The sequence below is a fragment of the Hamadaea flava genome (assembly GCF_024172085.1).
GTDB classification, from domain to species: Bacteria; Actinomycetota; Actinomycetes; order Mycobacteriales; family Micromonosporaceae; genus Hamadaea; species Hamadaea flava.
In genome coordinates this window covers 1168389-1182322 of the sequence record NZ_JAMZDZ010000001.1, presented here as the reverse complement: position 1 = coordinate 1182322, position 13934 = coordinate 1168389, and the positions used below count along the sequence as shown (strand labels likewise).

At 71.1% G+C, this 13934-nt stretch carries 13 protein-coding genes; 6 read left to right on the top strand and 7 right to left on the bottom strand.

The features are described 5' to 3' along the window. The first annotated feature begins 118 nt into the window (after positions 1–118). Positions 119–982 (top strand): oxidoreductase, encoded by an 864-nt coding sequence (locus tag HDA40_RS05760; RefSeq protein ID WP_253752712.1) that lies wholly within the window; start codon positions 119–121, stop codon positions 980–982. Between the two features lie 52 nt (positions 983–1034). Here the strand turns inward: HDA40_RS05760 and HDA40_RS05755 are convergent, their stop codons facing one another. Next, a complete protein-coding gene (locus HDA40_RS05755; RefSeq protein ID WP_253752711.1) occupies positions 1035–1601 on the bottom strand; it encodes a histidine phosphatase family protein in 567 nt (188 codons plus the stop codon). 95 nt (positions 1602–1696) lie between these two features. On the opposite strand from HDA40_RS05755, the gene HDA40_RS05750 reads away from it, so the two are divergent. Further along, a complete protein-coding gene (locus tag HDA40_RS05750; protein ID WP_253752710.1) occupies positions 1697–3118 on the top strand; it encodes an RNA polymerase sigma factor in 1422 nt (473 codons plus the stop codon). A 56-nt stretch (positions 3119–3174) separates the two neighbouring features. Next, positions 3175–4377, top strand: a complete 1203-nt coding sequence (locus HDA40_RS05745; protein ID WP_253752709.1) for a DUF1444 domain-containing protein — start codon at positions 3175–3177, stop codon at positions 4375–4377. A gap of 3 nt (positions 4378–4380) precedes the next feature. On the opposite strand, the gene HDA40_RS05740 is transcribed toward HDA40_RS05745, so the two are convergent. The 3 genes from HDA40_RS05740 to HDA40_RS05730 all read right to left on the bottom strand — a co-directional run bounded on the left by HDA40_RS05740 (position 4381) and on the right by HDA40_RS05730 (position 7146). After that, positions 4381–5604: a cytochrome P450 gene (locus tag HDA40_RS05740; protein WP_253752707.1), complete on the bottom strand. Its 1224-nt coding sequence runs from the start codon at positions 5602–5604 to the stop codon at positions 4381–4383. Beyond that, positions 5601–6137 carry a TetR/AcrR family transcriptional regulator gene (locus tag HDA40_RS05735; RefSeq protein ID WP_253752705.1) on the bottom strand — a complete coding sequence of 179 codons (537 nt, stop codon included), beginning with the start codon at positions 6135–6137 and terminating at the stop codon, positions 5601–5603. The genes HDA40_RS05740 and HDA40_RS05735 overlap by 4 nt, the downstream gene beginning before the upstream one ends. A 70-nt stretch (positions 6138–6207) precedes the next feature. Further along, complete coding sequence (locus HDA40_RS05730) at positions 6208–7146, bottom strand: quinone oxidoreductase family protein (protein ID WP_253752703.1); 939 nt, start codon at positions 7144–7146, stop codon at positions 6208–6210. Positions 7147–7378: 232 nt separating this feature from the next. On the opposite strand from HDA40_RS05730, the gene HDA40_RS05725 reads away from it, so the two are divergent. After that, positions 7379–7906, top strand: coding sequence for a ribonuclease FAU-1 family protein (locus HDA40_RS05725; protein WP_253752701.1), 528 nt, complete (start codon positions 7379–7381; stop codon positions 7904–7906). On the opposite strand, the gene HDA40_RS05720 is transcribed toward HDA40_RS05725, so the two are convergent. After that, positions 7903–9837 carry an elongation factor G gene (locus HDA40_RS05720; protein ID WP_253752699.1) on the bottom strand — a complete coding sequence of 645 codons (1935 nt, stop codon included), beginning with the start codon at positions 9835–9837 and terminating at the stop codon, positions 7903–7905. The genes HDA40_RS05725 and HDA40_RS05720 overlap by 4 nt on opposite strands. 190 nt (positions 9838–10027) lie before the next feature. On the opposite strand from HDA40_RS05720, the gene HDA40_RS05715 reads away from it, so the two are divergent. After that, complete coding sequence (locus HDA40_RS05715) at positions 10028–11359, top strand: collagen-binding domain-containing protein (RefSeq protein WP_253752696.1); 1332 nt, start codon at positions 10028–10030, stop codon at positions 11357–11359. Here HDA40_RS05715 and HDA40_RS05710 read toward each other — a convergent pair. Beyond that, a complete protein-coding gene (locus HDA40_RS05710; RefSeq protein WP_253752694.1) occupies positions 11351–12061 on the bottom strand; it encodes a helix-turn-helix domain-containing protein in 711 nt (236 codons plus the stop codon). The two genes, HDA40_RS05715 and HDA40_RS05710, sit on opposite strands and share 9 nt — an antisense overlap. Before the next feature lie 154 nt (positions 12062–12215). On the opposite strand from HDA40_RS05710, the gene HDA40_RS05705 reads away from it, so the two are divergent. Beyond that, complete coding sequence (locus HDA40_RS05705; protein ID WP_253752692.1) at positions 12216–13382, top strand: peptidoglycan DD-metalloendopeptidase family protein; 1167 nt, start codon at positions 12216–12218, stop codon at positions 13380–13382. On the opposite strand, the gene HDA40_RS05700 is transcribed toward HDA40_RS05705, so the two are convergent. Further along, positions 13366–13923, bottom strand: a complete 558-nt coding sequence (locus HDA40_RS05700; RefSeq protein ID WP_253752690.1) for a TetR/AcrR family transcriptional regulator — start codon at positions 13921–13923, stop codon at positions 13366–13368. The two genes, HDA40_RS05705 and HDA40_RS05700, sit on opposite strands and share 17 nt — an antisense overlap. Positions 13924–13934: the final 11 nt, after the last annotated feature.

The window sequence follows — 13934 nt, the reverse complement described above, 5'->3', positions numbered from 1 at the left end:
GGCCATTCGACCGGAGGTGATGTTGCCTGGCCGTAAGCGTCCTCGATGACGCCGTGGCAACATCGGACAGTTCCAGCGTGATTGACTGGCGATCATGGGAGACACGGGGAGGCACGGCATGGTGGATACCTCAGCGGTGAACGCGGCGGACGCGGGCACCTGGACCCTCGGCGACCGGGTCGTGAACCGGCTCGGCTTCGGCTCGATGCGGCTCACCGCCGACCCGGATCCGCAAGCGGCGATCGGCCTGCTGCGGCGGGCGGTCGAGCTGGGCGTCAACCACATCGACACGGCCGCGTACTACTTCGACGCGCACTACGCGACCGAACTGATCCGGGCTGCGCTCTCGCCGTACCCGGACGAGCTGGTCATCACGACGAAGGTCGGCTTCTTCCGCGACGACGCCGGCGACTGGCACGAGGCGAACAGCCCGGCGGCGCTGCGCGAGCAGGTCGAGGACAACCTGCGCCGCCTCGGCCGCGACCGGCTGGACGTGGTCAACCTGCGCATCGTCCGGCGTCCGGGCCGCGACTCGATCGCGGAGTCCTTCGGCGCCCTGGCCGAGCTGCGGGCCGAAGGTCTGATCGGCGAGCTGGGCATCTCCAACGTCCGCGTGGATCACCTCGACGAGGCCCAGGCGATCGCGCCGGTGGTCTGCGTCCAGAACAACTACGCGATCGACAACCACGGTGACGACGAGCTGCTGCGGGTCTGCGGCTCGCGCGGCGTCGCGTACGTGCCGTTCTTCGCCATCGCCGGCTCCGCGCGGGAGAGCGGCGCGACGTCCGAGCACAGCGCGGCGGTGGCGGCGGTCGCGGCCCGCCATGGTCTCTCACCTCATCAGGTACGCCTGGCGTGGACCCTCCACCAGGGCGAGCACGTGCTGGCGATCCCGGGTACCTCCGACCTGACGCATCTGGACCAGAACGTCGCCGTGGCCGGGGTCCGCCTCACCGACGCCGACCTCGCCGAACTCGCCTGACGCCCGGCTACCGCTCCGGCGGGAGCCGGTCCGCCCGCTGCGTCATACCCGCCTACGGCGCTGGCGGGAGACGGTCCGCCTGCCGTGTCGTGAGGTCCACCGAGAAGGCGTCCGGCAACTGGAGCGCCGACCAGAAACCGCCGGGGTCGGCGAGCCCGATCGCGGCGGTGAGCCAGAGCGTCAGCGCCATGCCGTGGCTCGCCACGACAAGCGGCCGAGAACCCGCCCGGGCTCGCCAGTCCGCCACGGCGTCACCGAATCGGGTGACGACGTCGGCGGGCGACTCCCAGCCCGGATGCGCGACGCCCTTAACGTAGGCGAGCCGCCGCGCCCGGAAGTCTCCGTCGTAGGGCTCGTCCCGGCGTACCTCGCCGAAGCGGGGGTCCACCGTGACGCCGCCGCTCGGCTCCAGCGTCTGGCGGGCCTTCGGTTCCGCACTGGCGACGAGCAGAGCCCCAGGTGGGAGCCGTCGCCGGAGGGCGATCGCAGCCGTCTGCCCGGCCGGGTCCAACGGCCACTCCTCGGCCGGCTGATCCGGCCCGTAGGCCGGCATCGCGTGGCGTACCAGGATCAGCCGGGTCCGGGCCGGCCCGAGGATCGGCGTAGGCGGCTCCCCCATTCGGGGAAGGGTATCCGGACGATGCTGGAACCCGACTCCCTGCGTGGCCGCACGGCGGTACCGATCATCGGCGGCCCCGGCCTACCGTGCTCGCTGTGGACGAATCTGCGCTGGTCACGGCGCTATCGCGAGGTGACCGAGAGGCGCTGAGTTCCGCGTACCGGAAGTACGCCGGCCGACTGCAGGCGTACGCCTGGCGCCTGCTCGGCGACACCGAGGCCGTGGACGCCGTCGTCCAGGACACGTTCGACCAGGTCGGCTGGCATGCCGACGAGCTGCGCGACCCGCATCGGCTGCGGGCCTGGCTCTACGCCATCGTCCGGCTGGAGTGCCGGCGGCGCGTGCGTACGCTGCCTCATCAGGCCGGGGGCGAGCTGCGGCCGCTGGAGGCGGACGGGATCGATCCGGCTGCCGCCACGCGATCGGCGTACGCGGTGGAACTCGTCCGGACGGCGATGGCGACGCTGACCAGCCGGGAGCACGAGGTCGTGGAGTTGTCGGTGCGGCACGGACTCGCGGCGGCCGAGATCGGCGCGGTCTTGTCCATCTCGCCGACTCGGGCGTACGACCAGGCGAAGCAGGCGCGGGCGCACCTGGAAGATGCAGTGGACGCGCTGATCGCGGTGTCCGACGGCCGGTGCCGCCTGCTGCACAGCCTGTCGGGCTGGTCGGGCCCGCTCAGCCGACACCGGATCCGCCGGGTGGTCGAACACGTGGCGGACTGTGGCGCCTGCCGGGCGCTCCGCCGGGAGCTGCCGTCGGGCGCGAACCTGCTCGCCAAGTACGCGAGCCTGCCGTTCGTGAACGCGTCGACCTGGCTGGCGCTCCGTGCGACGCCGGACTGGGAGCCGCGGTGGAGCCGGAGCACCGGTTTTCCCCAGCCGCCGGTCAACCGGACCCGGCGCGTGCTGGTCGCGACGACGGCGTTGGCTGCCGCGATCGGGCTGGCCGGCGGCGCGCTGCGGCTCACCGGGGGTCCGCCGGCCGGCGCGACCGCGCAGCAGACGCCGCTGACGTCGGCGTCATCCTCGCCGGATGCGACGGCGACACCGAGCGCGGCCGGTTCTGCGTCGCCGTCGGCCTCGATTTCGCCGACGGGATCCGTGACAGGCTCACCGGCGGTCGTGCCGATTCTGCCGGGCAGCCCGTCACCCGGTGGCCCAGCCGGCGAGCAGCCGCAGCGGGAGCCGACGTCGTCCCCAGCGTCGTCCCCGTCACCGACGATCGTGCGGCCGCCGCTGACGGTCGGCGCTGCCGAGAGCGCCACCTGCGGCGATAAGGGCCGGTTCGTGTTGTCCGTCACCGTGGCGGCCGACGCCGATCTCCGGTCGGCGACGTTGACCTGGCGGGCGGGGGACACCCGCGTCGCGACGATGCCGGTCGACCAGGCCACCGCGTACACCGAGGTGTGGTCGGCGAAGCCGCGCGCACCGATCACCTGGTGGGTCACGGTGACCAGCGCCGACGGCCGCAGCGCCAGCACGACGGCCGTGACGACCCCGAATCCGTGCGTCTGAAGCTCGGGGGTTCTCCCGGGTCGCGCCCTGGGCGAGATGAGTTACGGTGTGAGCCCATGGGACTGCTGGACCGGCTCGTCGGAGCGCCGCGGGACAGGTTCGCCGCCAAGGCGGTGCGGATCGCGCGGCGAGTGCCTGGCGTCACCCGCGTGCGGTACGACCGGGCGCAGTTCGCCGTGGTCGTCGAGCGTCCCGCCCGGCGCACCCCGACCTGGATCTACCTCGCCAACGTGTACGCCGAGACGCAGGGCGCGACCCGGGCCGAACGCCGTCGCGCGCTGCTCATGGTCGTCCGCGGTGTCACAGGCGCGCCCGAGGTCCCCGACACCTGGGAAGCGGTGCGGCCGCGGTTGCGCCCGGTGTTGCGAGCGGCCACCTTCGGCCAGGCCGGTACGCCGGGGATGCAGCCGCCGATCTCGCGCGCTGCGCTGCCCCATCTGCGGGAGTTGATCGTCGTCGACATGCCCGACTCGATGGCGTACGTGTCGCCCGCGAGCGTCGAACGCTGGGGTGTCTCGGTCGAGGAGATCTTCCGGGCCGCCCACGAGAACCTGGCCGCGCTGGCCGAGCGTACGCTGCGCGGCGAGTTCGAGGCGGGCGCGCTGATCCGGATGGTGGACAGCGGCGACGGCTACTTCACCTCGTTGCTCCTGTCGCCGGGCTGGCTCGCCGAGATCACCCGCCGAGCCGGGGACAAGGTCGTGGCGTTCGTGCCGAACTACACGAACATGGTGCTGTGCCCGGTCGGCAGCGGCGCCATCGGCCGGCTCTACGAGATCGTCGAGCAGGAGTACGGCGACGCCGTCCGCAGCCTGTCGCCGGTGGGCTATGTCGCCGACGACTACGGCCGGGTCGTGCCGTACGCGCCCGCGCCGGACGAGCCGGATCACCTGCCCGCCCGGCGGGCCGAGGTGATCCTCGCCGTCACCGAGTACGCCGCCCAGACGGCCTGGCTGGGCTCGCAGTACGCGAACGCCGGCATCGAGGTCTTCGTCAGCGGCCTGCTCGCCGACGTACGTCCGGAGTCGCCCGCGATCACGGTGGCGACCTGGTCGGACGGCATCGCCCAACTGCTGCCGCGAGCGCACTACGTGCTGTTCCAGCGGGCCGACGAACCCGGCCCGCTGGTGCCGTGGGACGTGGTCGTCGACCGCGTCGGCCTCGAACCCGAGCCGCTGCTCGCACCGGTGCGGTTCCGCGTCGACGGCTGGCCGCCCGCCGAGGTCATGGACGAACTGCGTGCCCACTCCATCGGCTGAGCCTCAGCCCGCCACCGGCAGCCGCAGCGGTCCGCGGATCGTCGTCGCGTTGCGGCGGCGTACCCGCCCGGCCAGGCGCAGCCCGGGACGGCGTTCCGCCAGGACCTGCAGTGCGATCGTGGCCTCCAGCCGGGCCAGCGGCTGGCCGACGCAGTAGTGGATGCCGCTGGAGAACGCGAGGTGGTCGACGGATCGCTCGCGTTCCAGGTCGAACTCGGCCGGCCGGTCGTACACCTCGGGATCCCGGTTCGCCCCGCCGATCAGCGTGAACACCCACTGTCCCTTGTGGATGACCTGGCCGTCCAGATCGACCGGCTCCAGCGCGACGCGCGAGGTCCGCTGCACCGGCGGGTCGTAGCGCAGCGCCTCCTCGACCGCCTTCGGCGCCAGGCCCGCGGGGTCGTCGCACAACGCGCGCCACTGGTCCGGATTCCGTTGCAGCGCGAGCACCGCGTTCCCGATCAGATTCGTCGTGGTCTCGAAACCGGCGATCAGCAAGAGTACGCACATCGGCTGAACCTCCGCTGGTTTGATCTGATCGCCCTCCACTGCGACGAGCCGGCTCACGATGTCGTCGGCGGGTTCGCGGCGGCGCAGCTCGATCAGGTGCTCGAAGAGCGCCCGGAGTTTGGCGTCGTTGGCCTCCAGCCGGGCGGCGTGCCGCAGTCCGCGGATGCCGTCGAGGGCGCTGCCGATGACCATCCCGTACCGGGCGAACTCCTCGGCGTTCGCGTCCGGCACCCCGAGCAGGTCGGTGATCACCGCGATCGGCAGGGGAGCGGCGTACGCCGAGACGAGGTCGAACTCGTCGCCCGCCCGGTCCAGCAGCGTGTGCACGGTGCGCTCGACGCGCTCGCGATATCCGGCGGTCGCCTTCGGGCTGAACGCGGGCTGGGCGAGCCGCCGCAGCCGGGTGTGGTCCGGCGGATTCATGTCGAGGAAGGACAGATCGAAGTCGTCGTAGCGGTCGACCCGCTCGACCGGGCGTACGCCGAACCGCCGGTCCCGCAACACCGAGTCGCAGATCCGGTGGCTGGTCGTCGACAGGTTGCCGAACCGGGTGGGCAGCAGCGGACCGGCCGCCCGCATCTGCTCGTAGATCGCGTACGGGTCCTCCCGGCCGGGCCGCAACCGAAGCCGGGCCAGCGGATCGCGCCTGAGGTATCCGGCGGCGACCAGGTCGGCCCGTTGCCGCCACAGTTGAGCGGCGAAGGCGAGGGCATTCATGCGGGATCCTTTCCGAGGCCGGTCAGGAAGGTGGACAGGACGAGGTCGGGAGCGTCGGCCGGGGCGAGCTTGCCGTTCAGGACGCTCTCGGCGGCCACGTAGATCAGGGAGTAGAACGTCTGCAGCAGCCACCACGGCGGCGCCGTACGCAGCACGCCGTGCGCCTCGGCGCGCTGGAGCACCGCCAGCCCCCTGGCCTCGACGGCCTTCCACCGGTCGTTGATCTCGACGACGTGGTCGAAGGCCGGCGTACGCCATAGGAATTCCAGCTGCGGCCCGATCGGGATCATCGCCTCGGCGAGCGTACGCAGTCCGCCGTCCGGACCGTCCGGAATGGACGAAACGGCGCCCTCCCACAGCTCCAGCGCCCGATGTGCGACCGCGTAAAGAAGGTCGTCCCGGGTGGCATAGTGCTTGTGCAGCGTCGTACGCCCGATCCCGGCCGCCCGCGCGACCTGCGCGAGGGAAGCCGCCGGATCAGTCACCAGAACTTCGGCCGCGATGTCGAGCAACGTCCGAGTCGGAACAATCATGTTCGCGACGGTACGCCGATGTTCCTAATCGGACAAGAGCTCATCGCTTGAGGCGCACGATGAGCCGTGGTCAGGGCCGCAAAACCAGTTTGCCGACGGTGCGTCGGGCGAGCAGGTCTTCGTGCGCCTGGCGGGCGTCGGCGAGGGCGTACTCGCGGCCGATGGCCGGGCGGATCGCTCCGTCGGCGGCCAAGGCCAACAGTTCGTGCAGCGGACGCCGGTCGTCGAGGACCGGCCGCAGCCAGAACCCGGCGACCGCGCGGTTGTGCTCGGCCAGCACCGCCGGGTCCACGGGCGGCCGGCCCTGCCGGGACGCGTTGCCGAAGGTCACCAGCCGGCCGAACGCGCCAAGCGCGGCCAGCGACTCCGTGAACAGCGGGCCGCCGGTCGACTCCAGGACGACGTCCACCGGCCGCCCGCCGTTGGCCGCGATCACGCGATCGGCGAAGCCGTCCGGCGAGCTGTCCACCGTGGCGTGCGCCCCGAACTCGGCCGCGAGCGCTCGCTTGTCCGCCGTGGACGCCGCAGCGATGATCCGCCCGGCCCCGAATCGGCGAGCCAACTGCACGGCAAGCGAGCCGACGCCGCCCGCTGCGGCCGTCACCACGACCGATTCGCCCGGAGCCAGCCGCGCAGACGACCGCAGCACGTGCCACGCGGTCATCCCCTGCACCAGCAAGGCCAGCGCCGCCCCGTCGGACACCGCCGGCGGCACCTCGACTGCCTGGTCCTCAGCGACCACCGCCAGCTCGGCGTACGCGCCGCCCGGGAACACCGGCGCGAGCAGCCGCCGCCCGTCCGCGTCGAGCCCGACGACCTCGGTCCCCGGCACGAACGGCAACGCCTGCTGCGCCCGATACGACCCGTCGGTCCGATGCGTGTCCGCATAGTTGACCCCCGCCGCCAGCACCCGCACCAACAGCTGCCCCGGCCCGGCCACCGGATCCGGCAGCTCCGTGACCGTGAGCACCTCGGGACCGCCGAACCGGCGTACGTGAATCGCTCGCATGTGGCCACGCTAAGGCCGCGCGGGCGGCCGATCCCAGCCCCGCACGCTCATGCATCGCACCCTCCCATGAACCCCGCTCATGGGAGGTATGGTGCGAACCGTGATTCGGCATTCGCTTCCGGCCGGTAGCCGCGCAGCGGGTGAGGCGCCCTTCTGGCGTACCGGTGAAGTGATCCGGTGGCAGGAGCGCGCGCCTGACTGGCAGCCAGGCAGCCCATGGAGCGTCACGCCGGTGCGGGTTGTCCAGGACGACTCAGCGGGCCTCGTCGTCTGGCTGGCGCCCGGTACACCCCGTCTGGTGCCGCTCCTGCCGGGCGGCGGTGATCCGCGCTCGCTGCCGCTGGACGAGTTGTTCGGATCTCCGCGCGAGCTGGCTCGGGTCAGCTGGCGAGGTCCCGGCATCCTCATGATCGCCGCGACCGATACGCCCTGGTCGGTATGGCTGTTCTGGTCGGAGTCGGGTGACTTCCTGGGATGGTATGTCAACCTGGAGGAGACGCATCGGCGCGAGGCGGCCGACACCTGGACGTGTGATCACGAGCTCGACGTCTGGATCGAACCCGACGGCGTCGCCCAGCTCAAGGACGAGGACGAACTCGTCGCCGCGACCGGCGCGGGCCGGTTCACCTCAGCAGAGGCCGAGGTGATCCGCTCCCGCGCCGTCTTGGCGCAGCAGGCGTACGCCGGCGGGCATTGGGCTTTCAGCGAGGTCTGGACGCACTGGCGGCCGGATCCGGAGTGGACGGTTCCGGACATCTAGACGCGGCGCTGGACGTGCAGCAGGTACTCCTTGCGGTCGAGCGGATTGTGGTCGGTTCGCTGCCGGTCGGGGACCGGGCCGCGTACCGGCTCATAGTGGGAGAACGCGAACTCCAGCACGCCTTCGCCTCGGGTGAGGCCCGGCAGCGCGAGCTGCAGTTCGTGCACTCGTGCGGCGGGGATCTCGCCGTCGAGCGCGCAGGTGTCGCCGCGGAGGGACGGCGTACCGGGGGTCGCGCCGAGCCGGGCCAGTGTGGCCGGGACCGCGGTGAGCACGTCCACCGGGAACTCGAGGTCGAACTGGTGCACCGGTTCGAGGACTTCCGTTCCCGCCTGCCGCAAGGCTGCCATGAGGATCAGCGGGGTGAGGTTGCGGAAGTCCCCGGCCGTGCTCGACATGCTCTTGTCGAACGACCCGTGGGCGTGGCTCTGGCGCGCCCAGTAGCCCGAGTGCGTCATCGTCACGACGATGTCGGTCACCGGCCAGCCGTGCACGCCCTGTTCGAGGGTCTCGTGGACGGTCTCCTCGACCGCCTTGAAGAACGAGTAGGGCATCGAGCCGAGTTCGACGCCGAGCTGGAAGGTCACGCCGCTGCCGGGCTTGCCGGGGTCGACGCGAAGGCCGACGGTGGCCAGGAACGGGTTCGGGTCCTTGGCGATGAACTCCACCGATTCTCCGTTCGCCACCGGGCGCTCGATGCACAGCGTGGTGGTCTCGCGGAACGCGACGTCCAGGGCGTACTGCTCGGCCAGGGTGGTCTGAATGACCTCCTTCTGCACCTCGCCGTACAGCGACAGGAAGAACTCTTGGCGTACGTCGTCCTTGCGGAGGTTGATCAGCGGGTCCTGCTCGGCGAGCTGGGTCAGCGCGGTGTGGAGGCGGCCTTGCTGGGCCGGATCCACCGGAACGACCACCGTCTCCAGGGTGGGCGGCGCGAAATGGCCGCCGCTCGATGCCGGATCCGTGCCGATCGCGTCGCCGATGCGGACGTCGGTCAGGCCCCAGACTTTCGCGATGCGTCCGGCCTCGACCGAGTTCCGTGGGACCGCGGCGCCGTCGTCGAACACCTGGATCGCGGTCACTTTCGCGTCGGCTCCGCGCACCGGGATCCGGTCGCGGACCCGCAGGCTTCCCGCGAGGATCTGCGTGTACGCGATCTTCTCGCCGTTGCCGCCGCGCTCGACCTTGAACACCACCCCCGACAGCGGGGCGTCCACGGTCGGGCACCGCGACGGCAGCAACCCCGGCAACGCCGCGAGCAGGGCGTCCACGCCGTCGCCGGTGATCGCCGACCCCGCGTACGCCGCCAGGACCGTCCCGGCCCGTGACTGCCGCCGCAACGACCCCTGCACCATGGCATCGGACAAGCTGCCGTCGACGAACGCCGTGAGCAGGTCGTCGTCCTGGCCGGTGAGCACGTCCACAGCGCAGTCGCCCACGGGCATCGGCACGACCGGCGCACCGAGCCGGGCCCGGATCTGCGCCAGCACGGCCGGTACGTCCGCGCCGGCCCGGTCGGTCTTGTTCACGAACACGATCACCGGCAGGCCGAGGCGGCGTACGGTGCGAAACAACACCCGCGTCTGCGCCTGCACGCCCTCGACCGCCGACACGACCAGCACGACACCGTCGAGGACACCGAGGACCCGTTCGACCTCGGCGATGAAATCCGGATGCCCCGGAGTGTCGATCAGATTCACGACCGTGTCACCGGCCGGTGTGTGCACGGTGAACGACACCACCGCCGACTTGATCGTGATGCCCCGGCGGCGTTCCAGCTCCAGGGAGTCGGTCTGCGTACTGCCGGAGTCGACACTGCCGAGCACGTCGATCACCCCGGCCGACAGCAACAGCCGCTCGGTCAGGCTGGTCTTACCGGCGTCGACATGCGCCAGGATTCCGAGATTGAGAGTGGGACGAAGAGTAGGCACGAACTGGCATGTCCTTCTGCGGGAACGGCAAGGGCAGCTGAATGGACATGAACGCAGCTCGCATCGGATCTCCAGAATCTCGGCAACGGGTACGCAGATCAGCGAATCAGACGGCGTACGCGAGTGACAACCGAGTATTCCGGCGGCGCGCCTGGAGTACGCGAAATGAGCATTTTGCTACTAATGACCCATGCGCGTAAGTAGTCGGCTGGTCGTCGTGGCGACCGCGGGCCTGATGCTGGGCCTCACGGCTACCGGCAGTCAGGCCGCCACCGTCATCGATCCGCTGGTGGGCAACGAGGGTTTCCTCGTGCTCGTCGAGCAGGACGCCCAGTTCTGGGCCCACGAGGTCGAGGGCACCGTGGCCGTCGGTGGTGACCTGCTCGTCGGTGGAAACTTCACCACGCTGACCCAGAGCACCAACCCGTTCACGATTCCCGGTGACGGCGCGCCGACCGCGTTGATCGTCAACGGCAAGGTCGACCTCGCGAACAGTACGGCCGGCGTCGAGATGCACGTGACCGGCGGCGGATACATGAAGATCGGGGATCTGAGCGGAGTCGTCGTCCGGGACACCGACAACAACAACGCCTCGGCGCTGACGAGGCTCGTTCCGGCCGACGACTACAACGCCAAGCCGGATGTCGAGGTCGCCGTGCATCAACCGGCGTCGTCGGTCGGGCCGACGGTGCCGCTGGACGTCGCGGGTCTCTTTCCGACCTATCGCAGCATCTCCACGCAGCTGGCCACGATCTGCCCGGAGAACGTCACCCCGACCAACTCCGCAGGAAACCCCTTGACCAGCCCGTACGCGCCCGGCACGCGTGCGTTCGTCACGTTGACGCCGGGCGAGGCGAACATCTGGAACGTGTCGGCGGCGGACCTGAACAACGTCACCGAGCTCACTTTCACCAATCAGCCCACCGCCGATACGCCGCTGATCGTCAACGTGGACACCACGGGCGTCGGCGGCGACTTCGCCTGGGACTCGCCGACGCTCCCCGGGGTGGACAGCTTGCAGGCTCCCTACATCTTGTGGAACTTCCCCGACGCGACCAGTCTCCAGCACGTCGGCGGAGACTCGCTCGAAGGCACGCTGTACGCGCCCCGTGCTGACTTCGTCGACCTGGATCCGTCGAACATCGAGGGTGCGGTGGTGGTGAAGTCCCTGGTCATGGGCAGTGGCCGGGTCGATGGCGGTGAAGTGCATCTCTTCCCGTTCGCGGCGACGATCGAATGCGAGGACGTCAGCCCGACGCCGAGCCCCACCATCAGCGGCAGCATCATTCCCGGCCCGACCCCCAGCCACTTTCCCACCCCGAGCGGCAGCGTCACGCCGAGTTCGAGCGGGCCGATCCCGAGCGGGTCGAGTTCGAGCGAGCCCGTCCCGTCGCCGAGCGGGCCGACGCTGCCCGACACCGGGCAGCCGGTCGTCTACATCGGAGCTACAAGCCTCGGCCTGCTGATGGCAGGAGCCGCCTTCCTGATCGTCGGGCGGCGGCGGCGCGACTGGTCACGGTAACGGCATGCGGTCGCTCTCGCCGGCCGCGACCAGACCGCCGTCGCAATAGAGCCGGGCCTGGGCGTACACCGGACCCGCGCCGGTGCGCAGCAGGTCGCTCCAGTGGTAGTCGTAGCAGTACTCGGTGCGGAACGAGACCGCCACACCGTCGCTGACCCGGCAGGCCACCACCTCGACCTCGACCGTACGCTCGGATGCCAGATGGTCGAGCGGGCCGAAGCCCCAGAACCGCGACCAGGCCGCACCGAAGGTGGGGGAGTACCGCAACTCGACCCGGCCGAGAATCGTCCGCGTGCCGACGAGGGCGATCTTGCGCGCGTGTGCGGTGACGGCGTCCGGCCCGCAGCCGGCCGCGTCGGGATCGACCCCGTCGTCGGGCGGCTGGTAGGGCCACGGTGAGGCGGCTCGCTCCGGAGTCACCGGCCGCGCCGTGACCTCCAGTCCGGCCCGCACCTCGGCCCAGCGCGTACGCCAAGCCTGTGGGTCGCCGTCGCACGCCTGGACGTAGCCGAGCAACACCGGCAGCGTCGGCAGCACCCGGCCCCCGGCCGCCTGCGCGAGCGCGGACCGGGAGAAGTGCACGCGCCCGGCCATCGTCCGGTAGCTCGGGCGGCCGGCGGCGGTACGCAGCTCCCGTAGTTCGGCGGCGAACCGGCCGAGCAGGCCGCTGCCCGGGTCCAGCGGGCGTTCGGCGCGTCCCATGGCTCCTCCGCCAGATGCGTGCAGCAAAGATCGAGGTATCGAGATTGTCCATGGACATCGGCACCCTGGCCAGCCCCGTGATCCGGGCTGGATGCTGAGAAGACCGCCGGGGCGACCGACCCCAGGCTGCGGCGGTCGTCCCCGAGGAGCGCACATGGCAAAGGCGTACCCCCTGCTCATCGCGATCGTCCTGGGCGGCGTGCTGTCCGGCGCACCGGCCGCGGCCGCGCCGGCGAGCGCGTCGTCGCTGTCGGATGCCGTCACGACCGTCCTACTCGGACATGCACCCGCGACGTCGGCCGCGACCGCCCGGAGCCGCGCGCAGGTCACCGTCCAACGGCGGGAGGGCTCCGGCTGGGCCTTCGGCAGCGCCGTCTTGACGGCGTCCGCGCAGCCCGACGCGTACCCGTTGGGCTGGCTCTTCCTGGCTCACCGCGAAGCCGGCGGCTGGCGCGTGGAGCTGGAGGGCGATCAGGGCTTCACCGACCTCGCGGGCGGCGCGGCCGTTCTCTCGACGACCGAGCGCCAGGTCTTCACCACTCCGTCCAGAGTGGAGTACGCAGGTGGCGATTTCCGGACGGGCATGCGCCTGCCGTACGCGGTCGGCCAGTCCTGGAGCCTGACCGGTGGCCCGCACGGGTGGGGCGGCAGTGAGGCCCCGTGGAGTTCGGTCGACCTGTCCGGCGGCGACGGGCGGGTGCTGGCCCCGCGGGCCGGGTTGGCCTACACGATGTGCAGCAGCGGCCGGGGCTGGATCCGCGTGATCCACGATCGCGGCTACTCGACCGACTACTACCACCTGTTCAACAACATCTCGGCCAACGGGCTGTCGGTGAGCGAGGGCACGTTCCTCGGCAACATCGGCACCGACGTCTCCTGCGGCGGCTCGGCGACCGGCGCGCACGTGCACTTCGCCCTGCGGCAGAACAGCGCCTACGTGCCGATCGCGGACCACAACTTCGGCAAATGGGTGATCCGCGCGGGCGGCGCGGTCTACCAGGGGTCTGCGTTGCACGGCAGCGCGCAGGTCGGTGTCGGCGGGGCGCTGTACAACTACGGCGCGCTCGGCCTGACCCAGGGCGTGATCGACGCCAACGGCGGCGGCACGGTCAACAAGCGCTCCGGGCCTGGCACGGGCTACGGCGTGGTGGGCAGCGTGGCCGACGGCGCGACCGTGTCGATCGCGTGCTCGGCGTCAGGCACCAGCCACACCGGACGGTGGGGCACGACCAGCCTCTGGAACAAGCTCACCGACGGCACCTGGATCAGCGACGCCTTCATCTGGACCGGCAGCAACGGGACGGTCAACGGGACCTGCTGAGGTCTGGCACGAGCCCGCGGGCCAGCGCGCGAGCCTGGTCCGCGGGCTCGGCCGTGCGTTCGCGGAGGGCGGTCACCGTCGCGCCGTCCATGAGCAGCACGAACTGCGGCGCCTTGGTCTTCGCGTCGGCCACGCCGTGTTCGCGCAGGAGCCCCTCGACGTACGCCGTCACCTTCGCCTTGTGCTCGGCGGCGACCTGATGCGCCGGGCTGTCCGGGTCGGCGGTCTCGATCATGGTGTTGATGAAGGCGCAACCGCGGAAGTCCGCGTGGGCGAACCGTTCGGCGAGCGCGTCGAAGACCGCGAGCGGGTCGCCCCCCAAAGCCGCCACTCGTTCGGTCAGCCACTGCCGCCATCGTTCGTCCCGGCGTCGGAGCACCGCGACGACCAGCTCGTCTTTGCCGGTGAAGTGCCGATAGAACGACGCCCGGCCGACGCCCGACGTGGTCAGGATGCGTTCCAGCCCGACCGCGCGGATGCCGTCGGCGTAGAAGAGGTCCTCCGCGGTGTCGAGAAGGCGTTCGCGGGCTCGGGTCGGCATGAGACGAGCAT